Raw genomic sequence first — 23,296 nt, forward strand, 5'->3', positions numbered from 1 at the left:
TCTGGCTCACTTCCAGAACCGCGACCAAGCCTGTCCGGCTGCTGGGGTGTACCGTCAGAGGTGCTGGCACTCCCAGCACCTCCGGACTGGCTCAGTTTTCTGACCGCTGATTGGCCCGAGCATCCGCTCACGCCGGACACGCCGTTCTAACGCTCAGTCGGGATAATTTTGAATGCTCCATCGTTGGTTCATCCGTCGCTCGCTCCCTTTGGGAGACAGCAGATTTCGCACATACCGAGCTTCGGAATCCTGAGCACCCATCCTCCGACGCCGTGCGGGTTGGCGACCTTCAGCGCCGCTCTGTCCGACGGATTGGCCGCCAAGGGCGCCGCGGTCAGCGTAGTGCGCATCGCCGACGATGAAGTGTCTGCCCGGCCCAACGTCGTCGGCGAACTCGTCAACGGATCACCGTCATCGCTGGCGCAAACCTCGGAGCTGCTGAACCAGAGCGACATCGCCGTCATCCAGCACGAGTACGGCATCTACGGCGGACCCGACGGCGACGAAGTCATCCAGATCATGGAAAACCTGCGTGTGCCGTCGATCGCCGTCGCTCACACGGTGCTCAAAGACCCGACTCCACAACAATATTCGGTGCTCAAACAGATCATGACACTCGCCGATCAAGTCGTCGTCATGTCGGAAACCGCCCGGCGCGTGCTGCATGAAGCCTTTCCCGCGAAGCGCCACAAGGTCATCACGATCCCGCACGGGGCGGGGCTCCCCAAGACCGCCGCCTTGAAGCGTTCAGCCCGTCCGATCATCTTGACGTGGGGACTGCTCGGCCCGGGCAAGGGCATCGAGCGCGTCATCGACGCGATGGCCGTGCTCAAGAAGCTCCCCGGGCAGCCGCGCTACCTCATCGCCGGCCGCACCCACCCGAAGGTCCTGGCCGCTGAAGGCGAGGCCTACCGCGAAGCCTGCCTCGCACGGGCACAGCGTCTCGGCGTCGCCGACTCGGTGTTCTTCGACCCGATGTACCGCAGCCCTGCTGCACTGACCACGCTCATCTTGCAGGCCAGCGTCGTCGTGCTGCCCTACGACTCGCGCGACCAGGTCACCTCCGGCGTGTTGGTCGACTCGGTCGCGACCGGTCGGCCCGTCGTCGCGACCGCCTTCCCGCACGCGGTCGAGCTGCTCGGCAGCGGCGCGGGCCTCGTGGTCCCACACGACGACGCTGACGCACTGGCCGGCGCTCTGCGACGGGTCTTGACCGACCCGCGCGTCGCCGGCGCCATGGCCTCGGAGGCTCGCGAATTGGCGCCGACGATGGCGTGGCCCGTCGTCGCCGACGCTTACCTCACCACGGCGAAACGACTCGTCGCGGCGCGCATGGCCTTGGCATGACCGCCATCGCGCCCAACCCGGTCTTCAGTCATCTCCTTCGACTGACCGACCACCGCGCCACCTACGAGCACGCGCTGCTCGCCGAACCCCGCCGCGAGCACGGCTACTGCACCGATGACATGGCCAGGGTGCTCGTCGTCGCGACCCGGGAGCCCGAAACGTCGGGTGAGCTCAACGGCCTCGCCCGCAAGGCGCTCACGTTCCTCAACGACGCACAGTGCTACAGCGGCGCCTGCCGCAACCGGATGAGCACCGCCGGAAACTGGACCGATCAACCGACCACCGACGACCACTGGGGTCGCTGCATCTGGGCGCTCGGCACGGCCGCCGCCCACAGTGACGTCAGCCTGGTCCGTCGGCTGGCGACCGTTCAGTTCGAGCGGGCCGCCAAGGCCAGATCGCCGTGGCCGCGGGCAATGGCATTCGCCGCGATCGGTGCCGCTGAACTCGTCACCGTCCAGCCCGAGCACACTCCGGCGCTGCGACTCCTCGCCGACTACGCCGCCACCGTCTCCAGCCGCAAGGTCGACTCCGACTGGGCGTGGCCGGAGGCCCGACTCACCTATGCCAATGCGGTCCTCGCCGAGGCGATGATCGCGGCAGGCGTTGCGGTGGACAATCCTGCGCTGTCCCAGCGCGGCCTGGAACTCTTGGAGTGGCTGCTCGACTGTGAGACGGCCGACGGTCATCTCTCACCCACCCCCGTCGGCGGTCGCGGACCAGCGGACAGCAGGCCCGCGTTCGACCAGCAGCCGATCGAAGTGGCTACCCTCGCCGATGCGTGTGCGCGCGCCGCCACCGTCGACCCGCGGCCGCTCTGGCCCGATGCCGTCCGATCCGCCGCCGCCTGGTTCCACGGGGCCAACGACTCCAGCCAGGTCATGTGGGATCCGCAGACAGGTGGTGGTTTCGACGGGCTGCTCGCCGACGGGGTGAACCTCAACCAGGGCGCGGAGTCGACGCTCGCCGTCATATCCACCTTGCAGCAGGCGCGGCGCTTCTGCACTGTGCCGCAATGACTTCGGTGCGGGGCCGGCTCGCCACGCGCAACCCGCAACGGCTCGCGGCCGACTCCGGACGGGTGATCACCCGTCTCTTCGTCCCCGGCCAAGAGGGTTTCGAACTCCAGGAGTCCCGTGCGGGCCTCGTGCTCAAGCGCATCCTCGCCCTGACCGATGACGACGTCCAGGCCACCCTCGACGATGTCCTCACCCGCTTCGCCGGCAGGCACCGTCATCTCGCGGACACGTTCCGTCGCCACGCCCACGAACTCGCCGACCGGCTGGAACCCGACCGCCACCTCTCCGATGCGCGAATGCTGTTGCTGGGAGCCACCTTTACCAGCGAGTACGCCATCGAGGGTGCCGCGCTGTGCAACCCGAGCATCGTGGCCCACCCGGACCAATCCAACACCGCGCCGGGCAGCCTGCGCTTCGTGATGAGCGTGCGGGGGATCGGGGAGGGGCACCAGTCGTCGATCGGGTTCCGCACCGGTGTCGTCGACGCCGCGGGTCGCGCCACGATCGATGAACCGACCCCGTACGCCGCGACGGGACGAATCTCGGGCGCACTACTCGACGCATCGGTGTTCGGCGTCGAACTCGGCCGCATCGCCAACGTCCGCGAGGCCGCGGCCTACGTCTTCGACGCGCTCGATGAGCGCTTCAGTAGATCCGATCTCGATGAGCGCCTCGACAACCTGAGCGCCCACCGCAGTACCCGCGGACAGGCCCAACGCACGGTCGAGAAGATCCGCACCATCGCTGCACGGTTCTATAGTGTCCAATTCGCCAGCGACACAGCTCTTTCCGAGCGAGTCCTCTGGCCGTCGATGGAAGCCGAGCAGGCCGGCATGGAGGATGCGCGGTTCGTCCGCTTCGTCGACGACGACGGCTCGGTCACCTACTACGCCACCTACACGGCCTACAGCGGATCCCACATCAGCCAGCAACTGCTCGCGACCACGGATTTCCAGTCCTTCACCTCCGGTCCGCTCGTCGGGCCGGCCGCGGCCAACAAGGGCCTGGCACTGTTTCCCCGCCGGATACGCGGCCGCTACGCCGCCATGTCGAGATCGGACCGCGAGACGAACACCGTCGCTTTCGCCGACAATCTGGCGGTCTGGACGAGCGCGTCCCCGTGCCAGCAGCCGGCCGAGGCGTGGGAGGCGCTGCAACTCGGAAACTGCGGTCCGCCAATCGAAACCGACGCAGGCTGGCTGGTGCTCACCCACGGGGTGGGGCCCATGCGCACGTACTGCATCGGTGCGATCCTGCTCGACCTCGACGATCCGACCCGGGTAATCGGCCGGCTCCGTCGACCACTGTTGAGCCCCAGTCCCGACGAGCAGAACGGCTACGTGCCCAACGTCGTCTACTCCTGCGGCGCACTCGTTCACGCCGAGACCCTGGTGATTCCCTACGGGATCGGCGACAGCGCCATCGGCCTTGCCACCGTGCCGCTTCCAGAACTGCTGGCAGTGATGGCCCAATAACCCAGTCCGCCCGAAATGAGGTCACGATGAGACGTTCCGACAGAACGAATAATCCGCTCGGCGAGTACGTCCTGCACATGGGTGTGGGGTTCGTCGCCAAGGAACGTCCGCATGTGCTGGAGGCGTTGGCGACACTCGGAACGCATCTGGGTCGGTGGGACCCGCGTGACGTCGGCCTCGAGGTCTCGTTGCAGGACCGCGGCCGCCGCGAGCAGCGCGTCACGCTGCGGACGACCTTGCCCGGGCGCACGCCGCTGGTTGCGGTCGCCGACAACCTCGACATCACGCGCGCCCTTCACGATGCCAAGCAGGAGCTGATCCGGCAGCTCGAACATCAGAAGTCGACGCGCGAACCCATGCACAACCGCAGGCTGACAGACAGGACGATCCGACACCCGGGTTAGTCAAGACCCGAAGTGTCAGCACCAGCCGTCAGAACGGCGCGCCCGGGGGCGGTGGCGGTGGCGGCGGTGGTGGAGGAGGCGCCGGCGGGGGCGGCGGTGGCGGCGGCGGCGGAGCTGCGCCCGGGATGGTGATCGGCGGCAGCCCGGGAATCAGGACAACGTTGGGTGGTGGCGGCGGACCTCCCGGCGGCGGCGGTGCCGGTGGAGGCGGTCGGTAGACGGGCGGCGGCGGGACATACCCGGTGCTGGTGAGGATCGTGATGATCGAGCCGGGAATGGTTTTGCCATTCGGTCTCGTCCCCACCACCGAACCCTTCGTGGCCGAATTGTTCACCGACGACGGGTGCTCGGCGACCCGGAAACCGGCCTCTTCCAGGCGTTTACGCGCTGCATCGAGCTTCATGCCGGTCACGCTCGGCACAACGCCGCCCGGTCCGCCGTCGACGTAGCGCGGATCGGTGGGAGGCAGGGCCACCGGACCGAAATGCTCGGCGATGGGGTCCATCGCCAGATACCAGGTGCGGGCCGGCGCAGTACCCCCGTACAGGTCACCCTCGCCGCACTTGCGCAGCGGGTAAGTGCACAGACCCGACGGTGAGGACGAATCGTCGAAGATGTAGTTCGCAGCGGCGTATTGGTTGGTGAACCCGAGGAACGCCGAGGACCGGTGGGATTCGGTGGTGCCGGTCTTGCCGGACATCGGCAGATCCCAGCCTACCGAACTGGCTGCGGCGGTAGCGGTTCCCCCCGTGTGGTCCTTGCCCAGAGCGTTGGCCAGGGTGTTGGCAAGGCCTTCGGGTACTACCTGTTCGCAGGGAACTGTTTCCACACCCACTTCGCGGCCGTGGCGATCGAGAACCTTGTCGATCGGGCTCGGGGGGCACCACACGCCGCCCGAAGCCAACGTCGCTCCTACATTGGACAGTTCGAGCGGGTTGAGCTCGAGCGGGCCGAGCGTGAACGATCCGATGTTCTGCCGCTTGACGTACTCGGCGATGCTCTCGTCGGAGTCCGGCACGTACGCGCGGGCGCTGCCCGGTTCGGCGTACGACCTCAGCCCCAGCCGGACCGCCATATCAACCGCGCGCGGTACCCCGATCTGGGAGATGAGTTTGGCGAATGCGGTGTTGGGGGACTGGGCAAGGGCGTCGGTGACATTCATCGGGCTGCTGTATGACCTGGCGTTTCTCACGCACCAGGTTTCCCTCGGGCATCCGGGGCTCTCGCTGCTGCCCAGGCGTTTGCCCTGAAATGAGGCCGGGACTTCGAGTCGAGTGCTGATGCCCATCCCCATCTCGAGTGCGGCGGCCGTGGTGAAGACCTTGAATATCGACCCGGCGCCGTCACCGACCAGGGAAAAGGGCTGCGGTTGCACGGTCTGGTTGGCGTCGAGGTCGAGCCCGAAGGTGCGGTTGTCGGCCATCGCGACCACCTGGTGCGCGTCTTTAGCGGGCTTGATCACGCTCATCACACTCGCGACGCCGTCGGTGGTGGGGTCTGCGACCGTATCGATTGCCGATTTGACGCTCTCCTGCACTTTGGGGTCGAGGGTCGTGCGGATCAGGTAGCCGTTTCGTGCGACGTCTTCCATGCTCAGACCCGAGCGCTCCAGGTACTGCAGCGCGTATTCGCAGAAGAATGCGCGGTCTCCTGCGCCGATGCAGCCTTGCGGCAGCGGGTCGGCTTGCGGGAGCACCCCCAACGGCGCGGACTTGGCGGCGCGGAGTTCGTCTGCCCTGTCGGGCAGATTCTCGATCATGGTGTCGAGCACGGTGTTGCGTCGCGCCAGTGCGCCGTCCGGGTTGGTGTACGGGTTGAGCGCACTGGTGGACCGGAGCAAGCCCGCCAAGAGTGCCGACTGCTGCCAATTGAGCGCCACGGCGTCGATGCCGAAATAGGTGCGCGCCGCGTCCTGCACGCCGAACGCGCCGTTGCCGAACGAGACCAGGTTCAGGTAACGGGCCAAGATCTCCCCCTTGGGGAGTGCCTTGTTCAAGGCCAGGGCGATCCGGATCTCCCGCAGCTTGCGTGCCGGCGTCACCTCTATTGCGGCTCGACGTTCGGCGTTGGTTTTCGCCTTGACCAGCAGGTTGAAGTTCTTGACGTACTGCTGCTCGATGGTCGATCCGCCGCGGATCTGCTCCACGCCTCGCAGATAGCCGATGAGTCCGTTCAGTGTGCCCTGGACATCCACGCCGTTGTGTTCGGCGAAGCGCTTGTCCTCGATCGACACGATCGCCAGCTTCATGGTGTCGGCGATCCGGTCGCTGGGGACCTCCCATCGGCGCTGCTCGTACAGCCAGGCGATCGGCGTGCCCGCGGCGTCGACCATGGTGGAAACGGTCGGCGCCTCACCTTGCAAGACTTGCGCGGAGTCCTGCGCCACCGTGTCGGACAGCCGGCTCGTCATCATCCCTGCACCGCCGACGACCGGGAACAGCAATGCCGCCGCGAGCAATCCGGCCAGCACACAATGCATAGCCAGCCTGGCAACCGTGGTCCCCGACCGCGGGGGCGGTTCGGACATGCCATCAAGCGTAGGACCTTCGGGGGTCAGTGGTGCGTATTTGTATGTAATTCGTTATGCGCGTCGGTATCTCGGCGGATGTCGCGGAACTTCCGCTGCCTGACCGTCATCTCCGGGCGTGCCGAGGAAAGCCGAAACACTGGGCCCGGCAACCGTTTCCACGGTTCCCCTCGCAACCATTCCGGGGGAGCGTCGTTAACCGCACTCGCACAAAGGGCGATGCCGCTATTGACGTTTCCGACGGGGTGGTGTAAGCCCCAACCAGGGGACCTGCGGACCATGACAACCCAGGGGAGGGCCGATGGCCGACAGTAATCGGACCGAGCCATTGCCCGAGGCCACGGTTTACGAACTGGGGACCAGCCGTCCGCCACTCGGCGTCGACGATCTGCCTGAGCCGGAAGAAGTGTTCAAGGTCTCCCGGCTCGGACCGTGGCAGGTGGTTCAGTTCGTCATCGGACCCAGCCTGATCGCGCTCGGCATCTCGGTCGGCAGCGGCGAGTGGCTGCTCGGACCGCAGGCGGTCGGCGCCTACGGATTCGTCGGGATCGGCTGGGTGATCACGGTGTCGGCCATCTTGCAGACCTTCTACAACGTGGAGGTCTCCCGGTACGTGGTGGCGACCGGCGAGGTGCCTATCGTCGGGTGGGGACGGGTCCCGCCGGGTTGGAGGTTCTGGATCCCGGTGTCGCTCATCGTCTTCTACTTCGCGTTCATCTTCGGCGGCTGGGCCGCCAGCGCCGGGCAAGGCCTGTTCGCATTGATCGTCGGGCGGGTGCACCGTCCTGATGAACTCGAGTACACCCGGCTGCTGGCCATCGTCCTGCTGTTCGTGGTCTTCCTGATCTGTGTATTCGCCCGCAAGATCTCGCGCGCACTGGAGCTGAGTAACTGGGTGATCGTCGGTTCGCTGCTGACGGTGCTGCTCGTGGTCGACATCGCCATCGTTCCGCCGTCGGTGTGGTGGGAGGGCATTCGGGGGCTGGTCACTCCGGCGGCACCTCCGTCCGGCATCACCGCAACCACACTGGGCGCCCTCGCCGGGTTCACCGCCCTCGCGTCGGGGCTCAACTGGTACGCGATGGCCCACTACCGCGACAAGGGATACGGCATGGGCCACCGGGTCGGGTACATCGCAGGCATGCGCGGGGAACGGCGCGAATTGCTTCCGGTGGGAGTGACTTTCCGGGACACGCCCGAAAACGCTTCCCGGTGGAAGCGTTGGTACCGGCTGCTGCTCATCGACCAGTGGGGCGTGTTCTTCTGCGGCGCGATGCTGGGGATGCTGCTGCCCACCATCCTGATGGCGCACATCGTCGCCACCTCCGGGGAAGCGCCGACGACGACGAACGTGCCGACGTTCACCGCCGAGAAACTGGGAGAACAGTACGGGCAGGGCATGTTCTACCTGATGCTGGTGGTCGGCGTGCTGGTCCTGTTCTCGACACAGTTGGGCATTTTCGAGGCTTTGGTGCGCAACTTCACCGACGCCGCGCACGCCGCGAGTCCACGATTGCGCAGTCTGCTGGAGGGTGATCCGCGAAAGTTCTACTACCCCTTCATGTTGCTCGTTCTCGCGGTCATAGCCGGCGCAATCCACCTCACCACCCCGGTTCGGCTGGTGCAGATCTCGGCGAACATGTCGAATTTGGGTGCCTTGGTGTTCCCGTTCATGCTGATGTACCTGAACTCGAAGTTGCCCAGGCCGGCCCGCCCACGGTGGTGGCACTATGTGCTGCTGGTGCTGAACTTCCTGTTCTTCGGGTTCTTCTTCGTGAACTTCGTCTACGAGTTGATCAGTGGCTCCCCGCTGGTGAAGTTCTAGCATGGCTTGGGATTTCAGCACCGAACCGGAGTTTCAGGACAAGCTCGACTGGGTCAAGCAGTTCTGCGAAAACAAGGTCGAACCGCTCGATCACATCTTCCCCTACGCGGTCCGCTCACCGGACCCCACGGTGAAGGCCTATGTGCGCGAACTGCAACAAGAGGTCAAAGACCAAGGCCTGTGGGCGATCTTCCTCGACCGTGAGCTCGGCGGTCCCGGCTTCGGACAGCTCAAACTCGGCCTGCTCAACGAGATCATCGGTCGGTACGCCGGCGCGCCGCACATGTTCGGAGCCTCGGCGCCTGACACCGGCAACATGGAGATGCTCGCCGCCTACGGCACCGAGGAACAGAAGGAACGCTGGCTCAAGCCTCTGCTCAACCAGGACATGTTCTCGGCGTACTCGATGACCGAACCGCAGGGCGGCAGCGATCCAAGCCTGTTCACCACGCGTGCCGTCCGCGACGGCGACGAATGGGTCATCAACGGCGAGAAGTGGTTCACCTCGGCGGGCCGCGTCGCCGACATCCTGTTCGTCATGTGCACCAACGGCATGTTCGTGGTGCCGCGAAGGACGCCGGGTGTGGAGATCATGCCCGAGCCCCGCAACCACAACCACATCGTCTACCGCGATGTGCGGGTGCCGCAAGATCATCTGCTCGGACCGGAGGACGGCGCAAAAGTTCTGGCGCAGCGGCGCCTCGGCGGTGGCCGCATCCACCATGCCATGCGGACCATCGCACAGTGCAACCTGGCGTTCGACATGATGTGCGAGCGCGCGCTGAGCCGCCAATCGCACGGCAAGGTGATCGCCGAACACCAGATGGTGCAGGAGAAGATCGCCGAGTCCTACGCGATGATCAAGATGCTGCGCCTGTTCGTGCTGGAGACCGCGTGGAAGATCGACAACACCTCGACGCAGGAGGCGCGCACCGAGATCGCCGCCGTCAAGTTCACCATGGCGAAAGTGTTGCGCGAGGTGTCGTTCAACGCTTTGCACATTCTGGGATCGCTGGGGACCACCGACCTCACGCCGATTCAGGCGATGTATGCCGGTGCCCCGACGATGGGCATCGCCGACGGCGTCGACGAGGTGCACATGGCGACCGTGGCGCGCCGCGTGCTGCGCGACTACCAGCCGCACGAGGGCAATTTCCCGACGGAGTTCATCCCCTACAAACGCGAAGAAGCGCGCAAGAAGATGCAACCGGTGCTCGACGCCCGGCCGGACCTGGCCGCGTCCGCCGAGGCCTACCAGAAGTACTTCGAGCGTCGCCGGTGACGAGTATCGAAGTCGGCGAACAGGACACCGTGACCGCGCATGTCGGAGACACCCTGGTCATCCGGCTCGCGGAAGCCCCGTCGACCGGGTTCCGCTGGACTATCGAGGTAACCGGCACAGCAGTATCGGTCACCAGTGACACCCACGCCGGTGATCCGGCGCCGCGCCCGGGTGCCGAAGGGCAGCGGGTGTTCGTCCTCGCCGCGACCGGCCCCGGCGACGCCGACGTTTCACTGCGGCTGAGCCGAGTATGGGATCCTGCCTCGGAGAGCGACTTTCGCCGGATTCACGTCACAGTTGCGGAGTAAGCCGCGGTCAGCCCGGCAGCACCTTCCCGGGGTTCATCAGCCCGCGGGGATCGAACTGCTGCTTGATCTCACGCATCAGGGCCAGCTCGCAGCTGTCCTTGTAGTCGGCGATGATGCCGGTCTTCGACTGTCCCAGTCCGTGTTCGGCGCTGATGCTGCCGTCGAGAGCAGACGTGTGGTCGTAGATGACCCGCGCAAGGTCCGTCGCCCGGGCACGGAAGTCGTCGTCGTCCGACCCCGGTGGCTTGCTGAGGTTGTAATGCAGGTTGCCGTCGCCGACGTGGCCGTACGCCACGATGCGGATGCCCGGGCACGCGGCATCGAGAGCTCGGTCGGTGCGCTGTACGAAGGCCGGGATGCTGCTGATGGGAACGGTGATGTCGTGTTTGAGGCTGGGGCCCTCATGGTTCTGGGCTTCCGAGATCCCTTCCCGCAGCGCCCAAAGTGCTGCGGCCTGGGCGGTTGACGAGGCGACCACCGCGTCGGCGACGAGGCCACGCTCGACGCCGGTACCAAGGGCCGATTCGATGACCTCGTCGAGGCCGGCGACCGGTAGTGAATCGCTGAGCTCCACCAGCGCGTACCAGGTATGCCGCTGCGCGAAGGGGTTCCGTGCGGACGGCGAGTGGCGCAGCACGAAGTCGACGCTCTGACGGGACATGATCTCGAAGCCGGTCAACCGGTCGCCGGCGACGTCGCGGACGACGCCGATGAGGTCGACCGCGGCCTGGATTTCAGGCAGGGCGACCCATGCCGTGACGCGGCTGCGCGGGGCGGGAAAGAGTTTCAGCACGGCCGCGGTGATGATTCCCAGCGTGCCCTCCGCACCGATGAACAAGTGCTTGAGGTCATAGCCCGTGTTGTCCTTGCGTAATCCGCGCAGCCCGTTCCAGATTCGGCCGTCGGGCAGCACCACCTCGAGCCCGAGGGCGAGGTCGCGCATGGTCCCGTAGCGAAGCACGCCCGTTCCGCCTGCATTGGTCGCGAGATTTCCGCCGATCGTGCAGCTGCCCTGTGCGCCAAGGGAAAGCGGGAACAACTTGCCGGCGCCGGCCGCGGCTTCCTGCACATCCTGCAGGATGGTTCCAGCCTCCACGGTGATGGTTTGGTTGGCGACGTCGAGGCCGCGGATGCGGCGCATGCGGTTCAGCGACACCACCAGCTGGCGTCCGGAGGCGTCGGGGACGGCGCCGCCGCACATCCCGGTGTTGCCGCCCTGCGGAACGACGGCCACACCCCTCTCGTGACACAGCCGCATGACCTTGGCGACTTCGTCGGTGCTTCCCGGTCGCACGACGGCCGCGGCGGTGCCCGTGTACGCATGGCGCCAATCGGTGAGATACCCGGTCATCTCGGCCGGGTCGGTCACAACTCCCGACGCCCCGACCACCTCTGTCAGGTGCCCAATAAGGTCAACCGACGCATCGGCGCTCCGACCAGTCACAACCGGTCATGCTAAGAGCGTTCACGATGCCCGTCCAAGTCAATCTCCGCATGCCTCAATACCGCAGCAGCATCGATGGTGGACGTGGCACCACGTCAGACCTGACGATGCGGGTAGGCATCCTCACGGTGCTGAAACTTCAGGATGGCGGGGTTCAGGGCGGTGCCGTCACGAATCTCGATGGCCCGCGAGATCGTGGTGCTCGCGTCCCAGGCCGCCGGGCCGTCGAGCACGGTCTCGATGTGCGGCAACAGCGCCTCGCTGATCTCCCAGGTCGCAGAGTTCCACAGGTACGACGGGCTGTGGTCCACGGCGTAGTAGTAGACGCCGTTGGCCACCTCGCAGATCGGGTCGGTGAACGAGCTCGGGCGCGCCCAGCTGAAACCCATGCCGGCATCGCAGGAGACGTCGACGAGCAGGCTGCCCGGGTCGAACGTGGCCAGATCCTCTTCGGTGACGAAGATCAGCGGAGCGTTGGGATCTTGAAGCACGCAGTTGACGACGATGTCGTTCGCGGCCAGGAAACGAGCCACCGGCACCACGCCGTGCTCCGGTGTGTCGGCCCACGTCCGCTCAGGAGTTTCCTCGTCGCGGCCCATTTGCACGATCTGCGTCGAGGGGATCGGTGACCCGACGGCGGCCACCTCACGGTTGGTCAGGACGCGGACATCATCCACGCCGTGGGCGTTGAGTGCGGTGACCGCGCCGCGGGCAGTCGCACCGAATCCGATGACGGCAGCGCGGAGCCGACGACCGTAGCTGCCGGTGATCCCGGCCAATTGCATCGCGTGCAGCACGGAGCAGTAACCCGCGAGCTCGTTGTTCTTGTGGAACACGTGGAGACCGAATCCGCCGTCGGCCTGCCAGTGGTTCATGGCCTCGAAGGCGATCAGGGTGAGTCGCCGGTCAATGGCGATCTGCGTCAGGGCGGCATCCTGCACGCAGTGCGGCCACCCCCACACGACTTGTCCGACCCTCAGCTCTGCCAGATCCTCTGCCTGCACCTTGGGCACCAGGATGACGTCGCACGCGGCGATGATCTCGTCGCGGGTCTTGATCCCGCCGACCAGGCCGGCCAGTGCGTCATCGGTCGCGCCGAACTCGTCGCCATAGCCGTGCTCAAGGAAAATCCGGTGCCGCAACGGTGGATCGATCCTGGGAAAGTGTGCAGGGTGAATCGGAAGCCTGCGCTCGTCAGGTTTCCGCGAGCGGGCCAGAACGCCTAGCGAAAGCTGTTTTGTGTCAGTGCTTCTTGTCATGCAGCGACGCCTCGATGGAGTGAGCCCGGGCCACCTTGGCGTGCTTGGCGGCCCGCTTCTCCTTCAGAGATTTGCCGGATTTCTTTGTCATGGATTTTCGAGGAGACTTGTCAGACATCGCCGGCCCCTTGATTGTGAGGGCCTGAGTGGTCCCGATGTCATTGACACTACGCGTCGGGGAGGACCATCGGCGCCATCAGGGCGCTGAGCGCTCCAACGCCTGTGCCACCACGCCACGGGCAGGCCGGGTTCTGACCAGTTGAGGCCACCAGAACCAGCGGCCCATGAGTGCGGCGATGGCCGGCGTCATGAACGATCGGATCACCAGGGTGTCGAACAGCAGGCCAAGCCCGATCGTCGACCCGATCTGGGCGACCACGGTCATCTCACTGACCACCATCGACATCATGGTGAACGCGAACACCAGGCCGGCCGCGGTCACCACAGACCCGCTACCGCCCATGGCCCGGATGATGCCGGTGTTGATCCCGGCGGGAAGTTCTTCTTTGAGCCGCGCCACCAACAGCAGGTTGTAGTCCGCACCGACTGCCAGTAGCACGATCACCGCCATCGCCATCACCATGAAGTGCAGTTCGATGCCCAAGATGTGCTGCCACACCAGGATTGACAACCCGAATGACGCGCCGAGGGAGATCAGCACGGTGCCGACGATCACGGCCGCGGCCACCACACTGCGCGTGATGATCAACATGATGATGAAGATCAGGCACAGTGCCGAGATGCCGGCGATGATCAGGTCGTAGTTGTTGCCTTCCTGCATGTCCTTGAATGCCGCAGCGGTGCCGCCGAGATAGATCTTGGAGCCCTGCCAGGGCGTGCCCTTCATGGCTTCCTTGGCGGCCAGCTTGATCCCGTCGATGAGCTTGATGCCATCGGGTGTCAGCGGGTCACCTTCATGGGAGATGATGAACCGCACCGCTTTTCCATCGGGCGAGATGAAGCTGTCCATGCCGCGTTTGAAGTCGGCGTTGTTGAAGATCTCCGGTGGCAGATAGAACGTGTCGTCGTTCTTGGAGTCGTTGAACGCTTCGCCCATGGCGCTTTGGCCGTCCTGCATCTCGGCCATCTGATCCTGCAGACCCTTCTGGGTCTGATGCATGGTCAGCATCATGGTCTTCATCGTCTTCATGGTCTCGATCTGCGACGGCATCAGTGCCTGCAGTTGCGGCATCAGGGCATCGAGTCGGTCCATGTCGGGCAGCATGTTCTGGATGCTCTCGGTCATCGTGTCGATGCCGTCGAGCCCGTCGAACACCGACCGCATCGAGGCGCACATCGGGATGTTGTAGCAGTGCGGTTCCCAGTACAGGTAGTTGCGCACCGGCCGCAAAAAGTCGTCGAAATTGGAGATGTGATCCCGCAGTTCGGCGACGTCGGCCGTCATGTCGTGCATCTTGCCGACCATGCTGTGCGTCGTCGCGGCCATCTCCGCCATGAGCGCGATCATCTGGTCCATCGTGTTGATGGTCTTCTGCATCTCGTCGGCCTGCAGCAGCATGTCGTTGGCGCGGTCGGTCATGTACTTGCGGTTCATCGTCTGCATGACCCCGCTCATGCTCATCTGGGCGGGGATGGTGCTGAACTCGAGTGGTTCACCCTGCGGACGGGTGATGGCCTGGACGCTTCCGATTCCGGGCACCTCGAAGATCGCCTTCGCGATCCGGTCGATCACCAGGAAGTCCGCCGAGTTGCGCACATCGTGATCGGTCTCGATCAGCAGTAGCTCGGGATTCATCTTCGCGGGCGAGAAATGCCGTTCGGCCGCGGCGAAGCCCTCCTGGGCCGGCAGATCGTCGGGCAGATAGTTGCGGTCGTTGTAGTTGGTCCGGTAGCCCGGCAGGGCCAGCAGCCCGATCAGCGATAGCAGGATGGTGCTCAGCAGGACCGGACCGGGCCAGCGGACCACGAATGCACCGAGCCGTCGCCAGCCCCGAATCCGCATGGCGCGTTTGGGTTCCAGCAGGTTGCGGAACCGGCTGGCTACGGTGATCACCGCGGGCCCTAGCGTCAGCGCCGCGAGCACCGCCACAACCATTCCGACCGCCATCGGAATGCCCAGTGTCTGGAAGTACGGCAGCCGGGTGAAGTGCAGGCACAAGGTCGCCCCGGCGATCGTCATGCCCGAGCCCAGCACCACATGGGCAGTGCCGTGGAACATCGTGTAGTACGCCTGCTCCCGGTCCTCGCCAATCCCGCGGGCTTCCTGATATCGCCCGATCAGGAAGATCGCGTAGTCGGTCGACGCGGCGATCGCGAGGGTGACCAGGAGCTGGGTGGCGAATGTCGAGAGCCCGATCAAGTCGTGGTAGCCGAGGAAGGCCACCACCCCGCGGGCCGACATCAGACAGATCACCACCATGAACAGCGTGAGCAGCACGGTGGTGATCGAGCGGTACACCAGCAGCAGCATCGTGATGATGACCAGGAAGGTGACGGCTTCGATGATCTGGACGCTTCGGTCGCCGGCGAGTTGCTGATCGTTGGCCAGCGCCGAGCCGCCCGTCACATAGACCTTGACCCCGGGCGGCGGCTCCATGCTCTTGACCAGGTCCTGGACCACCTGCACCGATTCGTTGGCCAGAGCTTCGCCCATGTTGCCAGCGAGATAGACCTGTACGTAAGCAGCTTTGCCGTCGTTGCTCTGCGCGCCCGCCTCGGTCAGCGGATCACCCCAGAAATCCTGGACGTGTTCCACATGCTTGGAGTCAGCTTCGAGCTTGTCGACCATCTCGTTGTAGAACAAATGCGCATCGTCGCCGAGCTTCTCCTCGCCCTCCAGCACGATCATCGCCGAGCTGTCGGAGTGGAACTCGTCGAACACCTGGCCGACACGCTTCATCGCGATCACCGACGGCGCGTCGGCGGGGCTCATCGACACCGATCGCATGGCACCGACGACTTCGAGCTGCGGCACCGTGAAGCTCAGCACGCCGACCAGCGCGATCCAGCCGACGATGATCGGGATGGCGAGTCGACGGATCCAGCGAGCGATCCCCGTGTGCTTGCTGGTCTGCGCAGCGGGGACGTCGGGGGAATCGGCCATTCAGGAACCCTTGGTGGTCGGTCGGAGGTACACGGCGCGGCACTCAAGCGGTCCGCATCTGGGATTCCCGACATAGTAGACGGCGGGTCCGGCCGCGCAGGGCCCTCCCTCGGCGCGCAACCTCAGAACTGCACGCCCCGGGTCAGCGCGCCGTCGACGACCAGATTGGTTCCGGTGATGAAGCTGGCCGCCGAACTGCTCAGGAACACGACGGCGTTGGCCACCTCCTGCGGTGTGGCCATCCGGCCGGTGGGATTGAGCGCGAGCGCGGCCGCGAACTGTTCGGGATTGTTCTCCTCGATCGACGTCCAGACCCCACCCGGAAAGTACGTGTTGCCGGGGCTCACGCTGTTGGCCCGCACGCCCTTGCCTGCGTAGTTGTAGGCCAGCCCCTGCGTGTAGTGGATGATCGCGGCCTTGAACGTCCCGTACGGTCCGGCGGCGAAGTCGATCTCGCGTCCCGAGACGCTGGAGATCGTGACGATCGAGCCGGCACCGCCTGCCAGCAGGTGGGGGAGTGCCGCGTCCACCAGGCCCACCGTGCCCATCAGATCGACCTCGAAGCTGGTCCGCCAGTTGTCCGCGTTCTCGGGGATGGCCAGCGCGCTGACGTTGGCAACGACACCGTCCAACCCGCCGAACGTATCCGCGGTCTGCGACACCCATGCGGCCACGGCGGCGGAGTCACCCACGTCCACCGCGGCGCCGACCGCAGTGGCGCCATCCGCGGTGAGTTCGGCCTGCGCTTCGGCTACCGCGTCCGGGGTCCGCGCGCAGTACGCGACGGATGCTCCCTCGGCCAGCAATCCTTCGACGACGGCGCGGCCGATGCCGCGGGTGCCGCCGGTGACCGCAAAGCGCTTGCCGGCCAGTCCCAGATCCATGAATGTCCTTCGTGTCAGTAGGAGATGGAGCCCAGTGCCCGTGCAGCACTGCGCAATTCGCTGTGGATCCCGCTGTATGCGACCGCCGCGGGCAGCAGCCGCTTGTCGATCTTGGTGACGGCGCTGTAGTTGGCGTCGACGACGTTGGCGATCGGATTCTGCGCGATCTGGGTCAGCAGCTGGTAGGCGTCGAGGCGATCGAGCCCGTACAGCTCACCCAGCCAATGGATCATCTCGACCTGGCCGGCCCGCCACGCCTCTTCCAGCGGGCGACCCGACCCGATGGCCATCAGATGGGTGTCGGTCTCCAGCCGGGGCCAGGCCGGCCCGCCGCCCTTGATGAGTTCGACGATCGCGGTGACGTTCATCGCGCCTTCCACGGCGGTGCCACACGATTCGCCCTCACCCTGCCGGTAGTGCCCGTCGCCGAGGGAGAACAGCGCGCCAGCGACGTTGACCCGCAGATAACAGGTGGCGCCTGCGGTCATCTCGGGGGTGTCCATGTTGCCGCCGAACGCATCGGGCACCAGTGAGCTGCGGACCTCGCGGCGTGCGGGCGCCACCCCGACCGTGCCCAGCATCGGGTTGGCGGGTAGCGCGACCTCGAAGTTGCTGCCCTGCGCCGAGAAGCCCACAGTGTTTGCGGCCGAATCGTATTCGTAGATCCAGGTTCGCTCGGGCAGCGCGTCCTGCAGCGTCGGGCTCACGGGAATGCTGGTGAGCCCGCCGAAGAACGGAATCAGGGTCGATGCGCCCCAACTGCGTGCCGGGGTTAGGTCGACGAGATGGACCGCCAGGGTGTCACCGGGTTCGGCGCCCTCGATCCAGAAGGGTCCGGTTTGCGGATTGAGGTCTTCGGTGTCCAGCGCCACGGTGGCCACCGAGTCCCGGCTGGTGATCCGGCCGCCGAAGGCGTCCTCGGTCCATAACGTCAGCACGGTTCCGGGCTTGATCCGCATGACGGGCTCGGCGCCGCCGAACGTGTAGTTCAGCTGCTCGACCGTCGGGGTGAAGATGATGTGGTCCACGACAGCCATCCTGTACCACTACACCGGAACCGGCTCGTCTTCTTCGATCGGCCCCAGCCGCCACGCGCCGTCGCCGAGCAATTCCAGGCGTAGGTCGTGGTGCTTGTTGACCGTGGTGCGGTGGGTGACGCTGACGAACACCGTCTCGGGAAGTTCGCGACGCACCAGGCCGTAGATCATGAACTCCAGGGGTTCGTCGAGCGCCGAGGTCGCCTCGTCGAGAAACACCGCCTTCGGTTTGGTGAGCAGCACCCTGGCGAACGCGATGCGTTGCTGTTCGCCGGGGGAGAGCACGTTCGCCCAGTCGTTGGTCTCCGACAATCGGTCGACATAGCGCGGCAGGGCGACAGCCAACAGCGCGTCATGCAGTGCCTCGTCAGGGATTTCGCCGGGCTCGTGCGGATAGGACACCACCGCGCGCAGGTCGCCCAGCGGAACGTAGGGCAATTGGGACAGGAACATCGTCTCGTGCTCGCCGAGCGGGCAACCCATGGTGCCGGACGTGTACGGCCACAACTGGGCCAGACTGCGCAGCAACGTGGACTTGCCGGTGCCCGATTCACCGGTGATGATCATCGCGTCCCCGGGGTTCAGCCGTAGGTTCAACGCGTCGATCAAGTGATCGCCTGCGGGGTTGCGCACCTCGATGTCGTCGAGAACGACTGCGGGGCTGGCTTCGATGTCCAGCTTCGGCAACTCCCGGCTCTGCTCGTTGGCCACCACCAGGCCGTGCAGCCGGATGATGGCGGCCCGGTAGCCCGCGAACACGTCATAGGAGTTGCGGAAGAACGACAACGCATCCTGGATCGCGCCGAACGCGGCGACCGACTGGTTGACCGCACCGAGCTGGATCTCGCCGGCGAACAGCCGCGGCGCCTGCAGCATCCAGGGCAGCGGAATGATGATGTGGCTCATCGACAGGTTCCACCCGGTGAACACCATGGTCTTGTTGACGAAGCGCTTGTAGTTGGACACCACCGGCTCGAACCGCCCTCGCAACTCGCGGCGTTCCGGCTCTTCGCCGCGGTACAGCGCCACTGCTTCGGCGGCGTCGCGCAGCCGAACCAGCGCATACCGGAATGCGGCGTTGAACTTCTCGTTGTTGAACGACAGCCGGATCAGCGGGCGGCCGAGCCAGAATGCGATGACCGTGGCGAAGGCGACGTAGACGAACACCGACCAGAACAACGCGCGGGGGATCTCGACGCCGAACAGGTTCAGTTCCCCCGAGAGGTTCCACAGAATCGAGGTGAACGAGATGACCGACACGATCGCCGAGATCGCCCCGAACGGCAGTGTGCCGTTGCTGGTTTGGTGCGGGGTGTTCGGTTGCGGGCCGGAGAGGGCGGTGAAGGCGTCGACGTCAGCCTGAATGCGCTGGTCCGGGTTGTCGATGGTCTTGTCGATGAACCGGCCTCGGTAGTAGGCGCGCCCGTCCAGCCAGTCGCCGGTGAGCCGGTAGGTCAGCCATGTTCGCCAAGCCAGCATGAAACGTTGCGTGATGAACAGATCGACCATGACGCGGGTGACGAGAATGGCCGCCAGCAAGGCGAACAGCGCCAGGGAGATCCAAAAGCCCGTCACCCCAGAGTCTTTCACGGCCTCATCGCCGGTGGCCAGGCCTTGCACGGCGACCTGTGCCGCGGTGTAGAGATCGCGGCTCTGATAGCTGAACAGCACGCTCAACCGCACTCCGATGATGACCGACAGCAGCATGGCCGACAGCGACAGCCACGGGCGCACGCTGTGCCGCCCGGTGAAGTAGGCACCGGTGACGGTCCAGAACTGCCGGCCCCAAACGGTGAACTTGGCGAGGAGCACCAGCACGGTCATCGTGATCACCGCGGCGATCAGCCATGCCTCGGCGAGCCACCGCAGGGAGTTGAGAAGTTCGTCGCCCCAGTCGATCGAGGGTGAGAACGGCTTGAGATCGTTCACATGAACTTCTCCTGGTTTGCCGACCGATTTGCCCGCCTCGTTTGCGTGAAGCTACCGCAGGCAACGGAATTGTTTCTCAACTGCCGCGCCAAGATCGCCACATATCGGTAATGTCGCATACGTCTTCACTGCGCCGACCCACGAGGAAATCTGTTGGTTCTGTACGTCTTTCGATGTGAGTCCGGTTGTGGCACCACCAAACAGCTGTATTCGATGAATTCGCGTCCGGACGCAATCGAATGCCCGGACTGTATGGGCGTGGCCCGCAGAATGATCTCCGCCCCGCATCTCGGCCGCGCGGACGGACGCGCGATGGCGCTTCACGACGCGACTCGCGCCACGGCCGACAAGCCAGCAGTGGTCAGCGCGCCATCAAGGCAACGGCAACAAAAAGTCACCACCAACCCACTCCATCAAAAGCTGCCGCGAGACTGAAGGAGCACCAAATGCCAGAGGTTGTGTTTCCGCTCGATTCGACCAAGAAATTCACGGACCAGGAAAAGCTCGGTCACAACCGGTGGCATCCCGATATCCCGGCAGCGGTGACGGTCAAGAAGGGCGATGCGTTCCGGGTGCACTGCCGTGAATGGTTCGACGGTGCGATCGTCAACGACGACTCCGCCGACGACATTCTCAACGCGCCGCTGACCACTGTGCACGTCTTGTCGGGCCCGATCGCCGTCGAAGGCGCCAAACCCGGCGACCTGCTGATCGTCGACATCCTCGATGTCGGCCCCATCCCGCAGGAGGATTCCGGTCCGCTCGCCGGACAGGGCTGGGGCTACACCGGGATCTTCCCGACCCAGAACGGCGGCGGATTCCTCACCGAGCAGTTCCCCGACGCCTACAAGGCGATCTGGGACTTCGCCGGTCAGAAGGCCACCTCACGGCACATCCCGCGAGTGGAGTTCACCGGCATCGTCCACCCGGGCCTGATGGGAACTGCGCCGTCGACGAAGCTGCTGTCGACCTGGAACACCCGCGAGGCCGCGTTGATCGCCACGGATCCCGACCGGGTGCCACCGCTTGCGCTGCCGCCCGAGCCGCGCGACGCGATCCTCGGCGGGCTGACCGGCGACGCATTCACCAAGGCCGCCGCCGAAGCGGCCCGCACCGCACCGCCGCGGGAGAACGGCGGCAACCAGGACATCAAGAACCTCACGAAGGGCAGCCGGGTCTTCTATCCGGTGTTCGTCGACGGCGCCAATCTGTCGGTCGGGGACCTGCACTTCTCGCAGGGCGACGGTGAGATCACGTTCTGTGGTGCGATCGAAATGGGTGGCTTCATCGACCTTCGCGTCGACGTGATCCCGGGTGGCATGGAGACCTACGGGGTGAGCGAGAACGCCATTTTCATGCCCGGCAACACCGATCCGCAGTACTCCGAATGGCTGGCGTTCTCGGGCACCTCGGTGACCCTCGACGGGGAGCAGCGCTACCTGGATTCGCACCTGGCCTACCAGCGGGCCTGCCTGCACGCCATCGATTACCTCACCAAGTTCGGGTACACCCCGGAGCAGGCGTACCTCCTGCTCGGCGCCGCACCTATCGAGGGCCGGCTATCGGGTGTGGTCGACATTCCCAATGCTTGTGCAACCGTGTATATCCCGACAGCAATCTTCGACTTCCCGGTCGCGCCGTCGGCGGCCGGGCCGGTGCAGATCGATCCGGGCATGGGCGCCCCGCATTCGTCCTTCGATTGACGACTCGGCGAGGGGCGGGTCGAGGAGGTCGAACCGAAATCCAACTATCCTCGTCACGGAGACCGCCGCGTGCCCGCCCTCAGGGCTTGGGAATCGTGTCGCGAAACGATGTTCGCCTGGCTACCGCGGTGGTCTGACTGAGTCAGGCGGGCTGAAAGGATCGTGGAATGCCCTCGCCCAACGGCGGCTCGCGTCTCGGCACCCGGTTCGGGCCCTACGAGCTGAGGTCGCTGATCGGGGTGGGCGGCATGGGTGAGGTGTACCGCGCCTACGACACCGTGAAAGAACGGATGGTCGCGGTCAAGCTGCTGCGCACCGAGATCGCCGCCGACGCCAGCTTCCAGGAGCGGTTCCGGCGCGAATCCCGGGTGGCGGCGCGCCTGCAGGAACCACACGTGATCCCGGTGCACGACTTCGGTGAGATCGACGGCGTGCTCTACATCGATATGCGCCTGGTCGACGGCGCCAGCGTGAAAGAGCTGCTGCGGTCGAACGGCCCGCTGGACCCGGCGCGGGCCGCGTCGATCGTCACGCAGGTGGCGGCCGCACTCGACGCCGCGCACGCGGACGGCCTGGTGCATCGCGATATCAAGCCGGAGAACGTGCTGCTCACTCCGGACGACTTCGCCTACCTCGTCGATTTCGGCATCGCACATGTCGGCGGCGAGGCCAGCGTCACGATGACCGGGGTGCTGATCGGATCGAGCGCCTACATGGCTCCCGAGCGGTTCTCCGGCGGCCCCGTCGGACCACCGGCCGACATCTACGCGCTGACGTGCCTGCTCTACGAATCCCTCATCGGCCGGCCGCCGTTCGAGACGGGGGATCTGCGACAGCTGATGAGCGCTCACATGTTCTCCCCGCCGCCGCGGCCCAGCATCATGCGACGGGGCATACCTCGCGCCTTCGACGACGTCATCGCGAAAGGGATGGCCAAGGACGCCACGGCGCGGTACTCCACCGCCACCGAACTGGCCAAGGCCGCCACGCAGGCTGCGCACGCCGGATCCAAGGCTTCCACGACCGAAGAGGCGCCAACCCGGCCCGCACCCGTCATCCCCGCACTGCCTGCGGCGACCCCGCGCCCCACACCGCCGCCCAGCACCCGCCAGTTCTCGTCGGTCTATCCGAATCCGGAACACACCGGCTACACGCCCTACCCGCCGCCGCCACCGCCCGCTCCCGCGCCGCAGAAACCGCCGCGGAAGTCGCGATTCACCCGTACTCAGTTGACACTGGCGGTGGCGACGGTGGTGCTGTTCGGAATCGCCGCCGTGCTGGCATCGATGTTGGCAAGCGGTGGTGACGACAGCGCCTCGACGCGTCAGACGCCGTTGTCGGTGCCACCTGACGCGAGTACGACGAGCGAACCGTCGGACACCGGTACGACGACCGAGACGACCACGCCGACGACCACGCTCACGGATCGGCCAAGCGGTACCGATGCGCAGGGATTCGTCGGCCACACAGCGCGGTGCGACTCCAGCAGCACCCCGGCAGTGATGATCCGGACCGCGACGTCGCTCGCGGTGATCTGCCAGACCGGCCCGGACAGCTTCTACTACCGCGGCGAACGCTTGCGTGACGGCGCCAACCTCGAGATCGCCGACGCGCAGCCCTCAGGCGACGGATTCGTGGCCGTCAACCCGGCCGACGGCGCACGCTATGAGGTCAGTCCGGACAATCTGACGATCATGAGCAACGGTCAAGTCGATTCCTCGGAGCCGGCACTGGGATAACGCTCGGACGGCCAACTCGAGTAGCCGACTACTCGTGCACGTCGGTTCTG

The 23,296-nt window shown here is 65.6% G+C and carries 16 protein-coding genes; 9 read left to right on the top strand and 7 right to left on the bottom strand.

Annotated features, from left to right (window positions below; all coding sequences use genetic code 11):
• Positions 1-183 precede the first annotated feature (183 nt).
• From ABQF30_RS25820 to ABQF30_RS25835, 4 genes are read left to right on the top strand one after another with little or no spacing between them, the layout of a single operon-like run.
• Entirely contained in the window at positions 184-1,347 is a 1,164-nt protein-coding gene (locus ABQF30_RS25820) for a glycosyltransferase (protein ID WP_448469190.1), read from the top strand.
• Positions 1,344-2,366 carry a glycosyltransferase gene (locus ABQF30_RS25825; RefSeq protein ID WP_448469191.1) on the top strand — a complete coding sequence of 341 codons (1,023 nt, stop codon included), beginning with the start codon at positions 1,344-1,346 and terminating at the stop codon, positions 2,364-2,366. Before ABQF30_RS25820 ends, ABQF30_RS25825 begins: the two co-directional genes overlap by 4 nt.
• Positions 2,363-3,841, top strand: a complete 1,479-nt coding sequence (locus tag ABQF30_RS25830; RefSeq protein ID WP_448469192.1) for a glycoside hydrolase family 130 protein — start codon at positions 2,363-2,365, stop codon at positions 3,839-3,841. The genes ABQF30_RS25825 and ABQF30_RS25830 overlap by 4 nt, the downstream gene beginning before the upstream one ends.
• A 26-nt stretch (positions 3,842-3,867) precedes the next feature.
• Positions 3,868-4,245 (top strand): hypothetical protein, encoded by a 378-nt coding sequence (locus tag ABQF30_RS25835; RefSeq protein WP_448469193.1) that lies wholly within the window; start codon positions 3,868-3,870, stop codon positions 4,243-4,245.
• A gap of 28 nt (positions 4,246-4,273) precedes the next feature.
• Here ABQF30_RS25835 and ponA2 read toward each other — a convergent pair whose 3' ends face one another.
• On the bottom strand, positions 4,274-6,772 hold the full coding sequence (ponA2, locus tag ABQF30_RS25840) for a transglycosylase/D,D-transpeptidase PonA2 (protein WP_448469194.1): 2,499 nt from the start codon (positions 6,770-6,772) through the stop codon (positions 4,274-4,276).
• Positions 6,773-7,073: 301 nt separating this feature from the next.
• Between ponA2 and ABQF30_RS25845 the strand changes: the two genes are divergently transcribed.
• From ABQF30_RS25845 to ABQF30_RS25855, 3 genes are read left to right on the top strand one after another with little or no spacing between them, the layout of a single operon-like run.
• Complete coding sequence (locus tag ABQF30_RS25845; protein ID WP_448469195.1) at positions 7,074-8,597, top strand: Nramp family divalent metal transporter; 1,524 nt, start codon at positions 7,074-7,076, stop codon at positions 8,595-8,597.
• A gap of 1 nt (position 8,598) precedes the next feature.
• Positions 8,599-9,879: an acyl-CoA dehydrogenase family protein gene (locus tag ABQF30_RS25850; protein ID WP_448469196.1), complete on the top strand. Its 1,281-nt coding sequence runs from the start codon at positions 8,599-8,601 to the stop codon at positions 9,877-9,879.
• A complete protein-coding gene (locus ABQF30_RS25855) occupies positions 9,876-10,187 on the top strand; it encodes a protease inhibitor I42 family protein (RefSeq protein ID WP_448469197.1) in 312 nt (103 codons plus the stop codon). Before ABQF30_RS25850 ends, ABQF30_RS25855 begins: the two co-directional genes overlap by 4 nt.
• Before the next feature lie 7 nt (positions 10,188-10,194).
• Here ABQF30_RS25855 and ABQF30_RS25860 read toward each other — a convergent pair whose 3' ends face one another.
• From ABQF30_RS25860 to ABQF30_RS25885, 6 genes are all read right to left on the bottom strand, one after another.
• Positions 10,195-11,631, bottom strand: a complete 1,437-nt coding sequence (locus ABQF30_RS25860; RefSeq protein WP_448469198.1) for an FAD-binding oxidoreductase — start codon at positions 11,629-11,631, stop codon at positions 10,195-10,197.
• A 95-nt stretch (positions 11,632-11,726) separates the two neighbouring features.
• Complete coding sequence (locus ABQF30_RS25865; protein WP_448469199.1) at positions 11,727-12,890, bottom strand: N(5)-(carboxyethyl)ornithine synthase; 1,164 nt, start codon at positions 12,888-12,890, stop codon at positions 11,727-11,729.
• A gap of 196 nt (positions 12,891-13,086) precedes the next feature.
• Positions 13,087-15,954, bottom strand: coding sequence for an MMPL/RND family transporter (locus tag ABQF30_RS25870; protein ID WP_448469200.1), 2,868 nt, complete (start codon positions 15,952-15,954; stop codon positions 13,087-13,089).
• Between the two features lie 122 nt (positions 15,955-16,076).
• Complete coding sequence (locus tag ABQF30_RS25875) at positions 16,077-16,838, bottom strand: SDR family NAD(P)-dependent oxidoreductase (protein ID WP_448469201.1); 762 nt, start codon at positions 16,836-16,838, stop codon at positions 16,077-16,079.
• A gap of 14 nt (positions 16,839-16,852) precedes the next feature.
• Positions 16,853-17,866: an acetamidase/formamidase family protein gene (locus tag ABQF30_RS25880; RefSeq protein WP_448469248.1), complete on the bottom strand. Its 1,014-nt coding sequence runs from the start codon at positions 17,864-17,866 to the stop codon at positions 16,853-16,855.
• An 18-nt stretch (positions 17,867-17,884) separates the two neighbouring features.
• Entirely contained in the window at positions 17,885-19,804 is a 1,920-nt protein-coding gene (locus tag ABQF30_RS25885; RefSeq protein ID WP_448469202.1) for an ABC transporter ATP-binding protein/permease, read from the bottom strand.
• Positions 19,805-20,250: 446 nt separating this feature from the next.
• Between ABQF30_RS25885 and fmdA the strand changes: the two genes are divergently transcribed.
• Positions 20,251-21,507, top strand: a complete 1,257-nt coding sequence (gene fmdA / locus ABQF30_RS25890; protein WP_448469203.1) for a formamidase — start codon at positions 20,251-20,253, stop codon at positions 21,505-21,507.
• Positions 21,508-21,674: 167 nt separating this feature from the next.
• Entirely contained in the window at positions 21,675-23,246 is a 1,572-nt protein-coding gene (locus ABQF30_RS25895; protein WP_448469204.1) for a serine/threonine-protein kinase, read from the top strand.
• Positions 23,247-23,296: the final 50 nt, after the last annotated feature.

This window comes from Mycolicibacterium sp. XJ870 (assembly GCF_053483975.1).